General features: G+C 65.1%; 9 protein-coding genes. 6 read left to right on the forward strand and 3 right to left on the reverse strand.

Going from position 1 to position 15,349, the window contains the following annotated elements; genetic code table 11:
- Positions 1–13 precede the first annotated feature (13 nt).
- Genes LZC95_30895 through LZC95_30910 form a run of 4 tightly spaced genes read left to right on the forward strand, consistent with a single transcriptional unit; the run spans position 14 to position 5,794 of the window.
- On the forward strand, positions 14–1,969 hold the full coding sequence (locus LZC95_30895; protein WXA90849.1) for a hypothetical protein: 1,956 nt from the start codon (positions 14–16) through the stop codon (positions 1,967–1,969).
- A 41-nt stretch (positions 1,970–2,010) separates the two neighbouring features.
- Positions 2,011–2,712: a hypothetical protein gene (locus LZC95_30900; GenBank protein ID WXA90850.1), complete on the forward strand. Its 702-nt coding sequence runs from the start codon at positions 2,011–2,013 to the stop codon at positions 2,710–2,712.
- A 42-nt stretch (positions 2,713–2,754) separates the two neighbouring features.
- Positions 2,755–3,408, forward strand: a complete 654-nt coding sequence (locus LZC95_30905; protein ID WXA90851.1) for a hypothetical protein — start codon at positions 2,755–2,757, stop codon at positions 3,406–3,408.
- A gap of 10 nt (positions 3,409–3,418) precedes the next feature.
- Positions 3,419–5,794, forward strand: coding sequence for a TonB family protein (locus LZC95_30910; protein WXA90852.1), 2,376 nt, complete (start codon positions 3,419–3,421; stop codon positions 5,792–5,794).
- Here the strand turns inward: LZC95_30910 and LZC95_30915 are convergent, their stop codons facing one another.
- The 3 genes from LZC95_30915 to LZC95_30925 form a co-directional block, all read right to left on the reverse strand.
- Positions 5,795–7,609 carry a hypothetical protein gene (locus LZC95_30915; GenBank protein ID WXA90853.1) on the reverse strand — a complete coding sequence of 605 codons (1,815 nt, stop codon included), beginning with the start codon at positions 7,607–7,609 and terminating at the stop codon, positions 5,795–5,797.
- Positions 7,610–7,626: 17 nt separating this feature from the next.
- Entirely contained in the window at positions 7,627–8,724 is a 1,098-nt protein-coding gene (locus LZC95_30920; GenBank protein WXA90854.1) for a M12 family metallo-peptidase, read from the reverse strand.
- An 87-nt stretch (positions 8,725–8,811) separates the two neighbouring features.
- Positions 8,812–11,577, reverse strand: coding sequence for a M1 family metallopeptidase (locus tag LZC95_30925; protein ID WXA90855.1), 2,766 nt, complete (start codon positions 11,575–11,577; stop codon positions 8,812–8,814).
- Between the two features lie 74 nt (positions 11,578–11,651).
- Here LZC95_30925 and LZC95_30930 point away from each other — a divergent pair, with 74 nt between their 5' ends.
- Complete coding sequence (locus LZC95_30930; GenBank protein WXA90856.1) at positions 11,652–12,803, forward strand: DNA-protecting protein DprA; 1,152 nt, start codon at positions 11,652–11,654, stop codon at positions 12,801–12,803.
- Positions 12,700–15,213 (forward strand): type I DNA topoisomerase, encoded by a 2,514-nt coding sequence (gene topA, locus LZC95_30935; protein ID WXA90857.1) that lies wholly within the window; start codon positions 12,700–12,702, stop codon positions 15,211–15,213. Before LZC95_30930 ends, topA begins: the two co-directional genes overlap by 104 nt.
- Positions 15,214–15,349: the final 136 nt, after the last annotated feature.

Raw genomic sequence — 15,349 nt, forward strand, 5'->3', positions numbered from 1 at the left:
GGTACACCTCGCCATGGCCACCCGAAGATTTTGCCTCTCGTTTCTTCTTCTCGGGCTTCTAGGACTTTGCTCGGCAGCGGCGGTCTCGCTGGGTTGCGGAGGAAGCGACGCTGCACCGTCGCCGCCGGGTCCTGAGCAAGACGCGGGCCCACATGGCGATGCAGGCTCCGATTCGGGTCCGTTTTCCGCCTGCCAGGGCACGTCCCTTCAGCAAGACGGCGTGCTCGATTTCGACGTGAAGACGGTGAAGGTCACCGGCACCGTCACGCTCAACGGCAAGCCAATCCCCGCGGGCGCGACGGGCCTGGTGCGTTTCGTCGAGCGCACGGCGGGGCTCACGTACTCGTTCGGGCTCAAGTCGTCGTTTCAAGCCGTCCTCGCCCCCGGCGAGTACGACGTGCGCTTCGAGCCCCAAACGGAGTGCACCGGGAGCACGCCCTCGGCCGTGCCCTGCATCGCGGGCCTGGTGAAGCGCGGCGTGTCCCTCGTGCACGACGGCAACGTGGACATCGACATTCCCGCGGTGGAGGTGTCCGGCCAGGTCACTTTGAATGGCAAGCCCCTGCCCGACGCGGGCCTCGAGCGCGGCCGCCTGAAGTGGGCCATGAAGGACGGCGGCGAGTTCGCCATCTCCCTCGGCGACCGCGGTGCAAAAAGCTACGACGTTACGCTCTTGCCCGGCGTCTATGGCGTCGACCTGACCGCCAACCCGCGCGCGTGCGACACGAGCACGGACATCCCCTGCGCCGGTGGGCCACTTCGAAGCGACATCGCCATCCAGCAAAACGGCAACTTGGACATCGACGTTCCGGCCGTGCGCGTCACCGGAAAGGTCACGCTGAACGATCAACCTCTGCCCGACGTCTCGACCGGGCGCGGCCAGCTCGTGTGGCGCCGCACGAACGGCGGCGCGGGCGAGATTTCGCTGGGCACGTCCGGCTCGAAGACCTTCGACGTGGCTCTTCTCACCGGCACCTATTCCATCGCGTACGCGCCCGCGCTCGAGTCGCCGTGCAGCAGCGGTCAGGTCACCACGATGCTGCCATGCGCAGGGGCGCGCTTGCGCGAGGGCCTCGACATCACCGCGGCCGGCAACGTCGACGTGAACATCCCGTCCGTGCGCGTCACCGGAGCCATCCGCTTGCGCGGCGCTGCACTGCCCGATGCAAGCGACTCGCGCGGCGCCATCGCGTGGAGTCGCGATGATGGCACCGCCAGCCCCGTTTTTCTGGGGAGCGCAGGCCCCAAGGCATTCAGCCTTCCCCTCGTGCCGGGCACCTACGCGGTGGGCTACGTTCCCAATGCATCCGCCTGCGCGAACGACACGTGGGCCTTCCCGTGCGTCGCCGGAACGCTGAAGTCGTCGATCACGATTGCCCAGGAGGGCAATTTCGACGTGGACATTCCCGCCGTCCGGGTCACGGGCGCGATCACCTTGAATGGACAGCCGCTGCCCAACCAAAGCAGCCTGCGCGGCGAAGTCTTGCTCGCGCTCGACAAAGCCAAAGCCGGTGCCGCCGTCATTGCGCTGGGAAGCACGGGCCCCAAGTCGTTCGCGCGCACCATCTTGCCGGGCAGCTATTCCGTCGAATTGCGCCCGCCGGGCCGCTGCGCGGCGTTGACACCCGCCGGGGTTCCTTGCGTGGGCGGCACGCTGAAAGGGCCCATCGCCCTGACCACCGATGGAAATCTGGACATCGACATTCCCGTCATCACCGTCCGCGGCACCGTCACCTTGAACGGCGCGCCCATGCCGGACGCGGGCAGCACACGCGGGCAGGCCGTCTTCGGCCTCTTGGACGGCGGCCAGCGCGCCGAGAGCCTCGGAATTGCCCCGAGCGGCGCCGCGTCGTATGCGGTCACGCTCCTGCCGGGGCGCTACGTAACGGTCTATCAAGACAACCCCGCGCTTTGCCGAGCGGATTCACCGTTCCCGTGCAGCAGCGAGGTCGTCAAAGGCTGCCCGTGACGATGTCCTCGCACGCCAGGCGATGAGGTAAGCTCCGGAGGATGAGGAGCTGGCCTTTCGTCCTTTGTTTTGCGATGGCAGGTTGCGCGGGCAACGAGAAACCCGTCGATCAGCCGCAGACCTTCAACGGACAGGAAGGCTATCCACCGCAGCAGGAGCCGTTGCCCGCACAGAGCCTCCCCCGGGCGCAACCGCTCGCGCCCACGGCGAATCCGCCGCCCGCGCCAGCTCCGAGCGCCTCCGCGTCATCGGCCGCGGGGGCACCGGCGAGTCCCCTCCCCGGCATTCCCGTCGATCCGGCGCTCCTCGGGCAGATGGGCGCAGGGACGATGGCCATCCTCACCCCCGGCGGCGTGGCCAACGATCCCATCGAGGCGGGCATCAAGGCCTCCGCTGCGCGCTCTGCACCGAACATGCAGCCCGAGGGGCAGATGGCCAAAGACACGCTGCAGGAGAATGGGCACAAAGCGATGGTGGTCACGCTGACCGGTGGGAAGTGTTACGCCATCGTCGGGTTTTCCCCGTCGGGTCAGATTCGCAACTTGGATTTGCACCTGCTCGCGCCACCGTTTTACAACGTCCAAGTCGGGAAGGACGATACGGCAGACGGCACGCCGGTCATCGGCAAGGGAACCAATCCAACGTGCCCCATCACACCGTTTCCGCTCCAATACAAACTTGATATCCATGCCCAAAAGGGCAGCGGCCCCTTCGGCGTTCAGGTATTTTCGCGGCCCAAGTAAATTCTTTGATCGAAATGCAGGTGGCGGGTGTCCAAGGCGAACATGAATCGACCCCCACCGCACGCAACCGCATGGGCGGCGATCTGTGCCAGCCTTCTCGGTCTCGCGCCGCTGGCGTGCGGGGAAGACCATCCAACGAAGGACACGCGTTCGTGCTCGGGCATCGCTTTCGCAGGCACGCAACGCGACACGCTCGAGTGCTACCAAAACATCCGGTGGAGTGAGGTCCCCCCATTCGATGCGGGCCCGGACGCAGCGCCGCAGCCGCTCACCCAGGTGGGCATCAGCATCAGCGGGGACGGCCGGTACCAATCGGACTTCGTGACGTTACGCCTTCACGGTCTGCCCGAACGCAACGTGTGGAACGACTTCGGCGACCGGGCCCGAACGGCCAGCGTGCGCATCGTTCTGGCGAACGGCGTTTGGTTCACCGATCCTCCGGGCACCCCGGCGGAGTATTCGGACGAGCAGCTCGACCCGGCGCGAGAGGCCACGGGCATTGGCCGCATCGGTTTCAGCGAAATTCTCACCGAAGAGCAACTGCGTGCGCGCATTGCAAAACAAGCGGAACAATATGGGCAGTACGCGAGTCCTTATTACTACTTCTACAATTCGCCAACGCACGGCCGCCTCGAAATGCGACTCACCCCCAAGGACCGATCGATACCGGAGCAAGAAGTCCTCATTACGTTTTGAGTTTACTTAATTGAAGCGACTATATTTTCTATTCTTATTTCTCGTCGCATGGCTCGGCGGGACTGGACCGGCGTGGGCGCAGAATGCCCCGCCGCCTCTCGTTCCGCCGCGCCTTTTGACGGAGGAGACGATTGCGTACCCGCAGGGTGCGCAGGGCGATGCCATCGTGGTGGTCGAGTTGACCGTCGATACGGGCGGCGCCGTCACCCAGGCGATCATCGTCTCCGGCGAGCCGCCGTTCACCTCCGCGGTGCTGGGGCGCGCCCCGGCGTGGCGCTTCGTGCCCGCCCGGCGGGGCGACGTCGACGTGCGCGCGCGCGTTCGGATGCGCATCGAGTTTCATCCGCCGCCTCCCGCACAGAACGCCCCCAACGCGCCGACGCCGAACCGTCCCCCCGCGCGCATCGAGCGGGAAGAGGAGGTCTCGGTCCGCGGGCGGCTTCAGGAACCGGGGAAAATTACGTTCACCGGCGGAGAAGTGCGCCAGATGCCCGGTGCCTTCGGCGACGCCTTTCGCATGATGGAAGCTCTGCCCGGGGTCACGCCCATCGTGAGCGGCCTGCCCTTCTTTTACGTGCGCGGCGCCCCACCCGGCAACACGGGGTACTACGTCGATGGAATACGCATTCCGCTGCTGTACCATTTTGCCCTCGGCCCGGGCGTGATTCATCCCGGGTTGATCGACCATGTCGACTTCTTCTCCGGCGCGCCGCCGGCGCAGTACGGCCGCTTTTCCGGCGGCATCCTTGCAGGATACACGCGTCCTCCGGCCACCGATTTGCACGGTGAGTGGAACGTGCGCCTCGTCGACAGCGGGGGCATGGTCGAAGCGCCGTTTGCCGGTGGCCGCGGCAGCGTGCTCGTGGCCGGGCGCTATGGCTATCCGGGATTGCTCGCGTCGCTCATCTCCCCGGAGGTCACCGTCTCCTATTGGGATTACCAGGCGCGCGCATCGTATGCCCTCACCAACCGGGATACGCTCACTATATTTGCATTTGGAAGCTCCGATTACCTCGGATCCATCAAAGAAGATTACCAAACCAAGGAAAAGAGAGAAGAACAGCTCTTCAAAACGGGATTTCACCGACTCGATCTTCGCTACGATCACCGGCTGGGCACCTCGGGGAAGCTTCGTCTGGCCCTCACCTTGGGGGCCGACGAATCGGGTGCGGACATCCAGGGGGATAGCAAAGTCGGCAACGGCCGTTTGCGCACCGTGGGGCTGCGCACGGAAATCGAGGACCAGCTCGGGCCGAACGTGCGCGTGCGCGCGGGCGCCGATGTCGTCTGGGATTACAGCGATTTGCTCGACCCCGATGGCAATCGGCTTTCGCCGGAGGAAAGTCCGTATTCCATTCTTTATGCGCCGCGACATGACGTGACCCTCGGGGCCTACGCCGACGTGGCGTGGCGGCCGTCGCGCAGGGTCGAGCTCACCACGGGCCTGCGTGCGGACGTCTTCACGTCGCGGCGCATCGATCAACCGGTGATTCACATTTTGGATCGCGAGCACCCGATTGGTGCGCCGGCCACGGCCACGGTGGCCGTCGATCCGCGCATCGCGGCGCGCGTGCTCCTGATGCCGAAGCTCACGTACTTGGCCGCCTTCGGGATCACGCATCAACCGCCGAGCACGTTGATCCCCATTGCGGGCCTCGGCCTCACCGAGCGCCGCGACCACCTGCAGACCGCCTTTCAGGCAAGCCAAGGGCTCGAGCTTGCGCTGCCCCTCGACTTCACCGCCACGGCCAACGTGTTCCTGCACGAGTACCGCAATTTGAGCGACGCCACGGCGTCGTGTGGCGAAATCCCGCTGGGCGATTGGGACAACCCATGCCTCACGCGGCGGGTCCGCGGGCGCGCGTTCGGGCTCGAGTTGCTTCTGCGCCGGCCGCTCACGCGGCGGCTCACGGGATGGCTTTCGTACACGCTGTCGCGCTCCACGCGCGAAGCGCTGCTCGTCGGCACCGGGACGAATGCGCAAGTCGAAGTGCCGCAGCGCATCCCGGCCGAGTTCGATCGCACCCACGTGTTCCAGTTGATCGGTGCCTACGATCTCGGCCGCAACTGGCGGGCCGGCCTGCGCTTCATGTGGTACTCCGGCCGGCCCCGCCCGCGATTCGACGACAACGGCTACGCGAGCAACTTGCCGTCGGACACGCGCTTTCCCCCTTATTACCGCATCGACCTGCGCCTCGAGAAAACTTGGAGAATCGGCCGCACGGCGCGCATCGCCTTCGTTTTCGAAGGCCTCAACGTGACCTTGAACAAGGAGGCCATCAACATCAAATGCAAGCTGGACGCACCGGACAGACCTCGCACCTGCGAGGAGGAGAAGGTCGGTCCGGTGGCGATACCCAGCATCGGCGTGGAGGGCTCGTTCTAACTAGAACGCCGCGCGGTGGGTCTCCGCCCGCGCATCGTAGCCGGCGGCCTTGCCTGCGCTCGATCGGAGGAAAAGGTACACCACGTACTGCCCCCACGCGGCACCGGGGGCGCGGTGGTGCGTCACCTCGACCACGAGCTGCATCGGCCCGGGCCGGAAGACCTCTTTGGGGTAGACGAGCCGTTCGACGTCCAATGTTTCGAAGAAGAGCCCCTGAATGCGCTCACCAGGCAAGTGCTCGGCGATGTACTCGAGCGTCTCGTTGAACGCCTCCGACGGCTGCTTCTTGCCGTCGCGAACCAGCGCCGTTTTCTCGGCGAACCCCGGCACGTTCGTCAGGCGCATCGGCGCCGGCAGGCCGCGCTGCGTGCGCGCCGAGCTGATCGCCGAGAACACGCGATCGGCCTCCGCGCTGTGGTCGTCGCCCTCGAACAGCGCGTAGGTGGTAACCACGGCGCCGAGCGCATTGGCGGATTTGGGAATGGCCGGCCCGATGGCCAGCACGCGCGACTCGGGAGCAAGAAGCGTCTCGCGTCCCATCGGATGCTCGATGGCCAAGTCGAGCCATGCCGTCGCGTCGCGCGTTTCGGGTGCGCTGGCCACGAACACCGTCCCGTCGCGGATCAAGCCGCGGACGTCCCAACCGGCAAGCACGCCAATCGCCGCACGGTCCGCGCCCGAGCCAAAATCGGACCAGTTGGCTTTGGCCGCTTCCTTGGACTGCGTGTCCAGCAGGACACCCACGAGGCGTTCATTGAACGCGCTCTGTTCGACCGAGAGCTGCAGCGGCGAAAGACGCGCGGCTCCCCGCACGGCATTCAGACGGCTCGCCAGAGCACTGCGGAATTCAGCGGGCGTATTGACCACGGAGGATGCCCCCGCACCGCGCGGCGCCCCGTATTGCACCGGGGGTTCTTCCCCGGCCGCCGAAACGATGAGGCTTCCGACTTGGGTCGAGAGCACACGATCTTTGGCCCGCGCGGTCACGTCAATCCATGCCCACTTGTCGCCTTCGGCCATTTGGCACTCGAGGTCGAAGGCCGGCGGGGCCACAGCCGGATTCGTATCGCAATGCCCCACGCCGTATCGTCCGCGGTTGATCAAGCCCGAGATGTGCTCGGCGGGCTCGCCCACCAGCGTACCGCGCACGGTGACACGGCGCTGGGCATCGGCGTGGTACGACGATGCATCGACCTGCACGGTGTCGCGTGCGAATACGATTCCGACGGCGAGCCGCTTGCCCTCCCGCACCGCCGCGAGGCCCGCGGTCAAGTGCCGATTCGTCGCGTGGAGCGGTTTGGCCATTTCGTATGCGAAATTGGGCGGTATGGTGGCCACCACCTGCGCGTCGGTCACGCCCTCCGGCAGCTCGAACGTATGCGACACGATCGACACGTTCGGCGACGGGCTTCCGCAGCGCGCTGCGGTGAAGCGCCGCCAGCTCGCCGAGGGAAGATTCCCGTGCTTCAAATGAAAGCGTGCCGTCTCCTCCGCCGCGCAGCGAAGCGCTCCCGATAGACGCAACTGCCCCGGCGGTGCGGCCTGAATGACCTTGGCCAAGATCGGCGCCCAGGGCGACGAATCTTGGTACGGACCATCCGGCCCCGCCGCCGAACCGTAATTCCACGTTTCGACCTGCACATTGCCCAGATCGAACGCCTCGGCCGTCACCTCCTTCGGGGCAATCGCCTCGAGCTCTGCGCGCGTTGGAAACACCGCCGCCGGTTTCGACGGGGCATAGGTCTGTCCCGCGCCGGCGCACCCCATGGCCCCCATCGCCAGGAGCCCCGCTGCCATCCATTTCACCTGCACCATGTGGTTTCGTTCCCTTGTTATTTCTTCTGTGAAATCGAGAGTTTCATCAGCGCATCGCACTCGGTGCGCGTGTCGGTCCATACGAGGCCGCGGGCCAGGGCCACTTTGCAGCGCAAATCCTGCACCGAGTACACCTCGGGCCGTGCCCCGAACAACGCGCGCCCCGCCTCGTACGCAGAGGCGGCGTCGCCTTCTTCGTACGCGCGCATCGCCTTGGCGTACGCCGCGCGTTCTCCTTCCGGGAGCGCGGCAACGTCGGCGGGCAGCTCTTTTTGCGCGGGCAACGGCGGGTTCTCCCACATCGCGGGCAGAGGCTCGTTGCGGTGCTCGAGCGCTTCACGCATGCGCGCCATCGAGGCGTCGTCGTAGCTCTCCATGTGCGCGTCGTAGTCCGGCGACATGAAGCTGCGTGAATCCCGCACGTGAGGCGCCCCCAGAACGTGCCCTATTTCGTGGAGAAACACCGCGGTAGCGCGATGCCGTTTGCGCGCGCGCACGAGCTGCGAGCGCTCCTCTTCTTTCAGCCCGTCGAAGGCATGCTCGATGGCCTTTTGCTCCTCGAGCTGCCCGGCCGCGCGGAGCACCAGGTAGTTGCCCCCCATTTCCGCGAACCCCACTTGATGGAACGACACCGTCGTGCGCGAAAGCCCGCCCACCATGCCCACGACCCAATCGACGTCGCCAGCCCCATCGCGCCTACGAAGCGAGACCAGTGTGCCTTGCAGATCGTCTTCCTGGTCGAGCGACCAATCGCGGCAGCTCTCCACCTGAAGACGCACGCGGAGCGACGGCTCCAACACGGCATTCGCGTCGTCGACCAGGTCGAGCACGCGGTGCTTCCAATCCATGGTCTGCGCGGCGTACGCCGGCGTGGCATAGACCCGCACACGGTAGACGTGCACCGGCCCCCGACTCGGGCCGCCCTCCACGGGTGCCGAACGAAGCGTGGCCGGCGCCGCCGCCGCCGCGTTGCGCTGCTGGACGCGTTTGGACTCACCCCAGCGCGAATCGAACACGGTCATCACCGGGGTGCTCGAAGGCCCCGCAGCGCAACCTTGAAGCAGAGGCACGGCGACCAGCGCCGCGCTCACGGAAACGACGGAAACGAGCCGCATCGGATTCCCCCACGAGCCCGATCGCGCAGCCCGTGACCTTTCCCGCGTTTCTTCGGCCCGCGGGAAAGATCCGTTGCTCGAAAAAGATTACGGCACGCGCTTCTGCAAAAACGCCGACACGTTCGGCTCTTGGAGCGAGCGGTAGGCGGAGCAGAGCTTCACCCCCTCGACGGCTTGTGCAAGCTCGCGCGGACCGCCCGTGTACTTCGTGGACCGCTCGCCAAAGAAGGCCTGCACGTCCGCGGCATGGCCTTCGTCGCAGAACGAAGCGCCCGCCCAGAACGGAAGGGAGGCCGCAAAACCCGGCATTCCCGGCTCGCCCGGCATGCGTTTCACCAGCGCATCGTAGTTTTGCTTGACGAACGTGTACGTAATCTCCCGCGTGGCCAGCGTCGCCTGACTACCCCGGAACATGCGCAAGCCATCGCGAATGTCGATTTCCTCCATGAGCAGAACGCCCAGTGCCGAGCGAAGCAGCTCGGGATCGCGGAAGTGGCCCATCGCACGGAGAATCTGGCTCCGATCGAATCGACTCGTGCTCTTGCGCGCCTCCGAGAGCATGCGATCGAACAGCGCACGATCCCCGTTCTGCGCCGCCAAGGACAGCACCACGTCGACGACCTCGGGATCGATCTTGGCCTTCTCACGCTCCGAGAGCCACCGCATGGCGAGCGTCTTTGCCTCCGTGCGAAGCGCGGCATCCTCGCCCTGATCGGCCACGAGCGAGAGCACCGTCGGGCGCGAGAGGCGCGCGTCCTCGTCCTCGCCCGGGCGGGGCGCGAAACCCAGCTTTTTTGCCCTTGCGCCAAAGGTATCGCGCACGAAGCGCGCGTACTTGGGACGAAGCGGGGCGGGCACGAGATCGGCACGTTGCAAACCGCTCACGAGCTCGACGGAGGCCAGGAGCACGTCCTTCCCCGGATCGCCCGCGAGCTTCGCCGCCGCCGTCAACGCGTCGGAGTACGACAGCTCGTTCGTGCGCACCAGCGCGGCCATGTCGCCGAGGAGCGCCACCTTTTCGGCGCGCGTAAGCCTCGTTTCGCCGGCCTTTCCAGCGAGAAGCTTGGAAAGGAGCTCGCCCTTGTAGGCAACGCGGTAGTAGCCGTGGGCATCGGCGTTGGCGTTCACCCACGCGGGGCACGACTTCGCCTCGGCGAGCGGGAGCTCACCTTGGGCATCCTTCAACGTCGTGCACGACGTCGCCGTTTTGCCCGCCGCACCGAGATAGCGCGCGCACACGGGGATCTGCCATTTCTGCGAGGATTTCCCATCGGAACCCACGGGGAAGTACCGCTCTTGGGAGAGCGACAACGTCGGCGCTTTGCCCGCGTCGCATTGCAGCGACGCCTTCACCAGCGGAAGGCCGGGCTGGTCCAAGAACGTCTTGAACGCGTCGACGACCTTCGCGTTCTCGCCTTCGAAGACCGCCGAGAGGAAGTCGTCCGCGGTCGCCGTCTTGTGCGAGTACTTCGTGAGGTAACGCTTCACGCCCGCGCGGAAGGCCTCGCGACCGACGGCGTGCTCGAACATGTCGATCACCGCCGCGCCCTTTTGATACGTGATGCCATCGAACGCCGTCACGATGTCGTCGTTGCTCTCGATCGGCTGGCGAATGCGGCGCGCGCTCACCAACGAGTCATCGCGCATCGCGTGCATCGTATCGGTCACGCGCTCGGTCTCTTTGTGCCAGTCCGTCTTCCAGTTTTCGATGATGCGATTCGTCGTCCAGGTGGCGAAGGCTTCGTTGAGCCAAATGTCGTCCCACCACCGCGTGGTCACCAGATCGCCGAACCATTGATGCGCGAACTCGTGCGCCGCCACGTCGGTGTAAAAGCGCCGGAAATGAAGCGTTTCCTTCTCCGGCACCGACAGAATCATGCCTTGATCGAAGGTCACGAGCCCCGGATTTTCCATGGCGCCGGGGAACGTCGGGACGTCGACGCAATCGAGCTTTTCGTACGGATACGGAATCCCGAAGTACTCCTCGAGCTTGTTCAGCACCGCCCCCGACTCGGACTTCGCATAGCGCGCTTCGGCGCTGCGCCCGCGCGGCACGATGATGCGCACCTGGGTGTTATTTTTGCCCGCCTTGCCTGCGTCCACCACGTCGAACGGTCCCACCGCGAACGCGACGAGGTAGGACGGCAGCGGCTTCGTTTCGGCGAATTGGACGATCTTGTAGTCGCCCTCGATCTTCTCCGAGACAGCGGGGGTGTTGCTCAATGCAAGCTGGTCCCGTTTGACCTTCAAACGGAGCTTCCACGGCACCTTGAACGAGGGCTCGTCGAAGCTTGGAAACACGCGGCGCGCATCGATCGATTCGAATTGCGTGAAGGCGTACCAGTCCTCGCCTTCCTTCTGCGTGAAGAGACCCGACGCATCCCGCTTGGAGACTTCACCCGAGTAATCGATCACCAACGTCGCACGCCCCGAGGCGAGGGGTTGCTCGGTCTGGATGCCGATGAAGTTCGTTCCACCCGGCACCACCTTCGCCGGCACGCCGTTGATGGTCGCCGAGCGAACATCGAGCTTCGCGGCGTTGAGCCAAACGACGTTCGACGGCGTCTGCGCGGGCTGCACATCCAGCGCGATGCTGATGTGGCCATCGAAACGCGCCTCCGTCGGCACCACCGTGAGGGCTGCGTCGTAGTTCACGGGCCGGATCGTCTCGGGCAGGCGCAGGGCCGGCGGAGTGGCCGGTGCTCGACCCTTGGCAGAGGCCTCCGTCGTCTGAGGCGGTGTGGCGGCCGTGGGACTCGCCGACACCGCGCCTTCGTGCGCCTGGCAGCCCGTCACCGCCGCCCACGCCGACAGCGCTATGACGCAAGCCGCCGAAATCTCTGTTTTTTGCATGAACGCCCTTCGCATTTCCCGGGAAGAAATTTCAAGAAACGAAACCGGGGCCAGTTTTAGGCCGACTCCAAGGCATGAACACCCCGCATCGGCTCACACCGGACGACCCGCGCTTTCCTTCCCGCCTGGCGGATTTGGATCCGCCCGTCGCCGAAGTCACGGTGCAAGGGCAACTCGGTCCGGGGTGGGTGGTGGCCATCGTCGGCACGCGCGAACCGACGCCGGAGGCCGAGACCTTCGCACACGATCTGGCGGCACTTTGCGCGTTGCACGGTGTCATCGTGGCCTCGGGTGGTGCGCTGGGGATCGATGCGGCGGCCCACCGCGGTGCACTCTCCGTCGGCGGATGCACGTGGGCGGTGCTCCCGACGGGTTGCGATCACGTTGCACCGGAGGAGCACGCGCCGCTGTACGAACGGATCGCAGCGGAAAACGGCACACTCATTTGGCCTTTTCCGTGCACCACGGTGGCGCATCCTTCGACGTATTTTCCGAGGAATCGCGCGCTGGTGGCGCTGAGCGATGCCGTCGTCGTGGTGCAAGCGGGCATTCCTTCGGGTGCACTCAATGCGGCGAAGCACGCGCGCACGCTCGAGCGTCCGCTCTGGGTCGTCTCGCCGCCCGCTTGGGATATGCGCTACGCCGGATCGCTCGACTTGCTCGAGCGTGGAGCGCGACCGCTTACCCGGGGGAAACAGCTCCTCGCGTCTTTGGGACTCGTGCCGCGCGGCCGTTCTGGGCAGTCCGACATCCAACCACGGGAGCCCACGAGGCCTACACGGAGAAGGAGACGTACAAAAGAGGAGGGACAAGCGGCTCTGCTATTCAACGCAACCGGCTCGTCACATGCCTCAACCGACCAGAAAGCACCCACATCTCCGCACAAATCTTTCGTGCCAACTGCTGAAGCTCAAGCGCTCTTTCGTGTGGCGGAATCCATGCCACTTCATATAGATGAGCTCATCAATCGGACGCAGCTACCGGCCGCGGCCGTAAGCACGGCGCTCTTGACCCTTGCCTTGGAGAACGTACTAGTAGAGGGCCCGAGCGGGTCCTTCCGCCGGGCTGACGCGTATAAACACCTGTCATCATTGAACTTTTTGCCGAAAGACGCAGAGAACGATGGCGAAGACGCTCGTAGTCGTCGAGTCGCCCGCCAAGGCGAAGACGATCAAGAAGTATCTGGGGGCTACCTACGAGGTCGTCGCATCGAAGGGCCACGTTAAGGATCTACCCAAGAAGCTGGGCATCGACATCGAGAAGGGTTTCGAAGAAACCTACGAGGTCATCGCCGGCAAGGAAAAGGTCCTGGCCGAGCTGAAGAGTGCCGCGAAGAACGTCGAAGAAGTCCTGCTCGCAACCGACCCCGACCGAGAGGGCGAAGCGATTGCGTGGCACTTGGCCGAGGAGTTGGGCGGCAGCAAGAAGGTCACGAAGCGCGTCGAGTTTCACGAGATCACGAAGGCCGGCGTTCAACGCGGCGTCGATCATCCGCGTGAGCTCAACAAGCCGCTCTACGATGCGCAGCGCGCACGCCGCGTTCTCGATCGCATCGTGGGCTACGACGTGTCGGCGCTGGTGTGGTCCAAGCTGGCGTTCGGGTTGAGCGCAGGCCGCGTGCAGAGCGTGGCGCTCCGGCTCATCGTCGATCGCGAGCGCGAAATCGAAGCCTTCGTTCCGGTCGAGTACTGGAACACCAGCGTGGGCTTGGCCAAGGCCGCGGGCGCGAAGACCCCGTTCATCTCACGCCTCACGTCGCGCGATGGGAAGAAGTTCGCCGTCGAGAACGCGGAGAACGCGGACGTGGTGCGCGGGCACCTGAAGTCGGCCGCGTACACGATCTCGAAGATCACGCGCTCGGAGCGAAAGCGAAAGGCACCGGCGCCCTACACCACGAGCAAGCTGCAGCAAGACGCGGTGAACCGCCTCGGCTTCGGCGCCAAGCGCACCATGCAGGTCGCGCAGGGCTTGTACGAAGGTGTGGATCTCGGCAAGGACGGTGGTCCGGTCGGTCTCATCACGTACATGCGTACCGACTCCACGCGCCTTTCGCCGGAGGCCGTGGCGGCATGCCGCGATCGCATCGAGCAGGTTTACGGCAAGGAGTACCTGCCCGCGAACCCGCCGGTCTTCAAGTCGAAGAAGGGTGCGCAGGACGCACACGAAGCGATCCGCCCGACGAGCCTCGAGCTGTCGCCCGAGACGGTGCGCAAGCACCTCAAGGAAGAGCAGTTCAAGCTGTACAAATTGATTTGGGACCGCTTCGTGGCGTGCCAGATGAAGGAGGCCGTCTACGATCAGACTGGCGTCGACATCGAGGCCGCGGTGAGCGGCGGTCCGACATACGGCCTGCGCGCGAGCGGTCGCGTGCTCAAGTTCCCCGGGTGGCTTGCCGCGGTTGGCGAAGGCGGGGGCAAGGGCGAGCTCGCAGGCGAAGAAGAAGCCGACGAAGCTGCAAAGGCTGCGGCGCTCAAGCCGGATGCCGAAGCGGCATCGGACGACGAAGCTTCGCTGCCAGAGCTGTCCGAGGGCGAGAAGCTCAAGATCGTCGACCCGCCGGGCGTGCTCACGGAGCAGAAGTTCACGCAGCCGCCGCCGCGCTACAACGAAGGCTCGCTCGTGCGCGAGCTGGAAGATCGCGGCATCGGCCGTCCGAGCACGTACGCCGAGATCATCAGCAAGGTGCAGGCGCGCGACTACGTCGAGAAGCTCGACGGGCGCTTCCGCCCCACGACGCTCGGCATGTACGTGGTCGATGGCCTCGTGCGCAGCGAGCTCGATTTCATGGACCCGGCGTTCACCTCCAGCATGGAGGCGGAGCTCGACGAGGTCGAGGCCGGCAACGAAGACCGCGTGGTGCTGCTGTCGCGCTTCTACAAGCGCTTCCGAAAGCAGCTCGACGAGGGGAAAAAGCAAAAGCGCTGGAATCCCGAGCCGGAGCCGACGGGCGAGATCTGCGACGTCTGCAACGAAGGCGAGATGATGAAGCGCTGGTCGAAGAACGGATGGTTCCTCGGCTGCGCGAACTACCCCAAGTGCAAGAACACGCGCGACCTCGGCCCCGATGGCAAGGGCACGCAGGTGCGCGAGACGGACGTCATCTGCGACAAGTGCAGCAAGCCGATGGTGATCCGCAGCGGTCGTTACGGCGAGTTCCTGTCGTGCACGGGCTACCCGGGTTGCAAGAACGCGAAGCCGGTGCCGCTCGGCGTGCCGTGCCCGAAGTGCGGTGGAGACCTCATCGAGGTTCGTCCCAAGAAGAAGGGCGGAAAGACGTTCTACGGCTGCTCGAATTACAATCACGAGACGCTGAAGTGCGATTTCAAGCTCTGGCAAAAGCCAATTCAATCCCCTTGCCCGGATTGCGGTGCAGCCTTCTTGGTGATGGGCGGCACGAAGGCAAAACCGATGATCGCCTGCGCCAACAAGGAGTGCGGCTACAAGCGGTCGCCGGATGCGCCGGAGCCTGAAGTGACAACTTCAGTGACCACTAACGCGAATGGATCGGTGTCGGGTGAACCTCCTGCAGCAAATGCCGAAGAGGAGGTCGCCTCGAAAACGAGGCCATCGGGCGCTGCAAATAAGCTGTCGAGCGCGGATGGTGTTGCGGTCGCGCGTGCAGTGAGCCAGAGCTAATAGCGACGAATTATGAAATCCAGGTTGGGGGGGACTGGCTGAAGCGTAATTCGCAGCCAATTAAAAGTGTGTAGTGGGCAAGAAAAGCCAAAAAGAACGGGACCGCCTAGCGCTACCATGTGCTAAGGACCAACGC

It is taken from the genome of Sorangiineae bacterium MSr12523 (assembly GCA_037157775.1).
In the GTDB taxonomy this organism is placed as follows: Bacteria; Myxococcota_A; Polyangia; order Polyangiales; family Polyangiaceae; genus Pendulispora; species Pendulispora brunnea.

Bases quoted from the DNA above. Each gene is read 5' to 3' on its own strand.
- LZC95_30900 (WXA90850.1), top strand. From the start codon at position 2,011: ATGAGGAGCTGGCCTTTCGTCCTTTGTTTTGCGATGGCAGGTTGCGCG.
- LZC95_30920 (WXA90854.1), bottom strand. From the start codon at position 8,724: ATGCGGCTCGTTTCCGTCGTTTCCGTGAGCGCGGCGCTGGTCGCCGTG.
- LZC95_30930 (WXA90856.1), top strand. From the start codon at position 11,652: ATGAACACCCCGCATCGGCTCACACCGGACGACCCGCGCTTTCCTTCC.
- topA (WXA90857.1), top strand. From the start codon at position 12,700: ATGGCGAAGACGCTCGTAGTCGTCGAGTCGCCCGCCAAGGCGAAGACG.
- LZC95_30915 (WXA90853.1), bottom strand. From the start codon at position 7,609: ATGGTGCAGGTGAAATGGATGGCAGCGGGGCTCCTGGCGATGGGGGCC.
- LZC95_30905 (WXA90851.1), top strand. From the start codon at position 2,755: ATGAATCGACCCCCACCGCACGCAACCGCATGGGCGGCGATCTGTGCC.
- LZC95_30895 (WXA90849.1), top strand. From the start codon at position 14: ATGGCCACCCGAAGATTTTGCCTCTCGTTTCTTCTTCTCGGGCTTCTA.
- LZC95_30925 (WXA90855.1), bottom strand. From the start codon at position 11,577: ATGCAAAAAACAGAGATTTCGGCGGCTTGCGTCATAGCGCTGTCGGCG.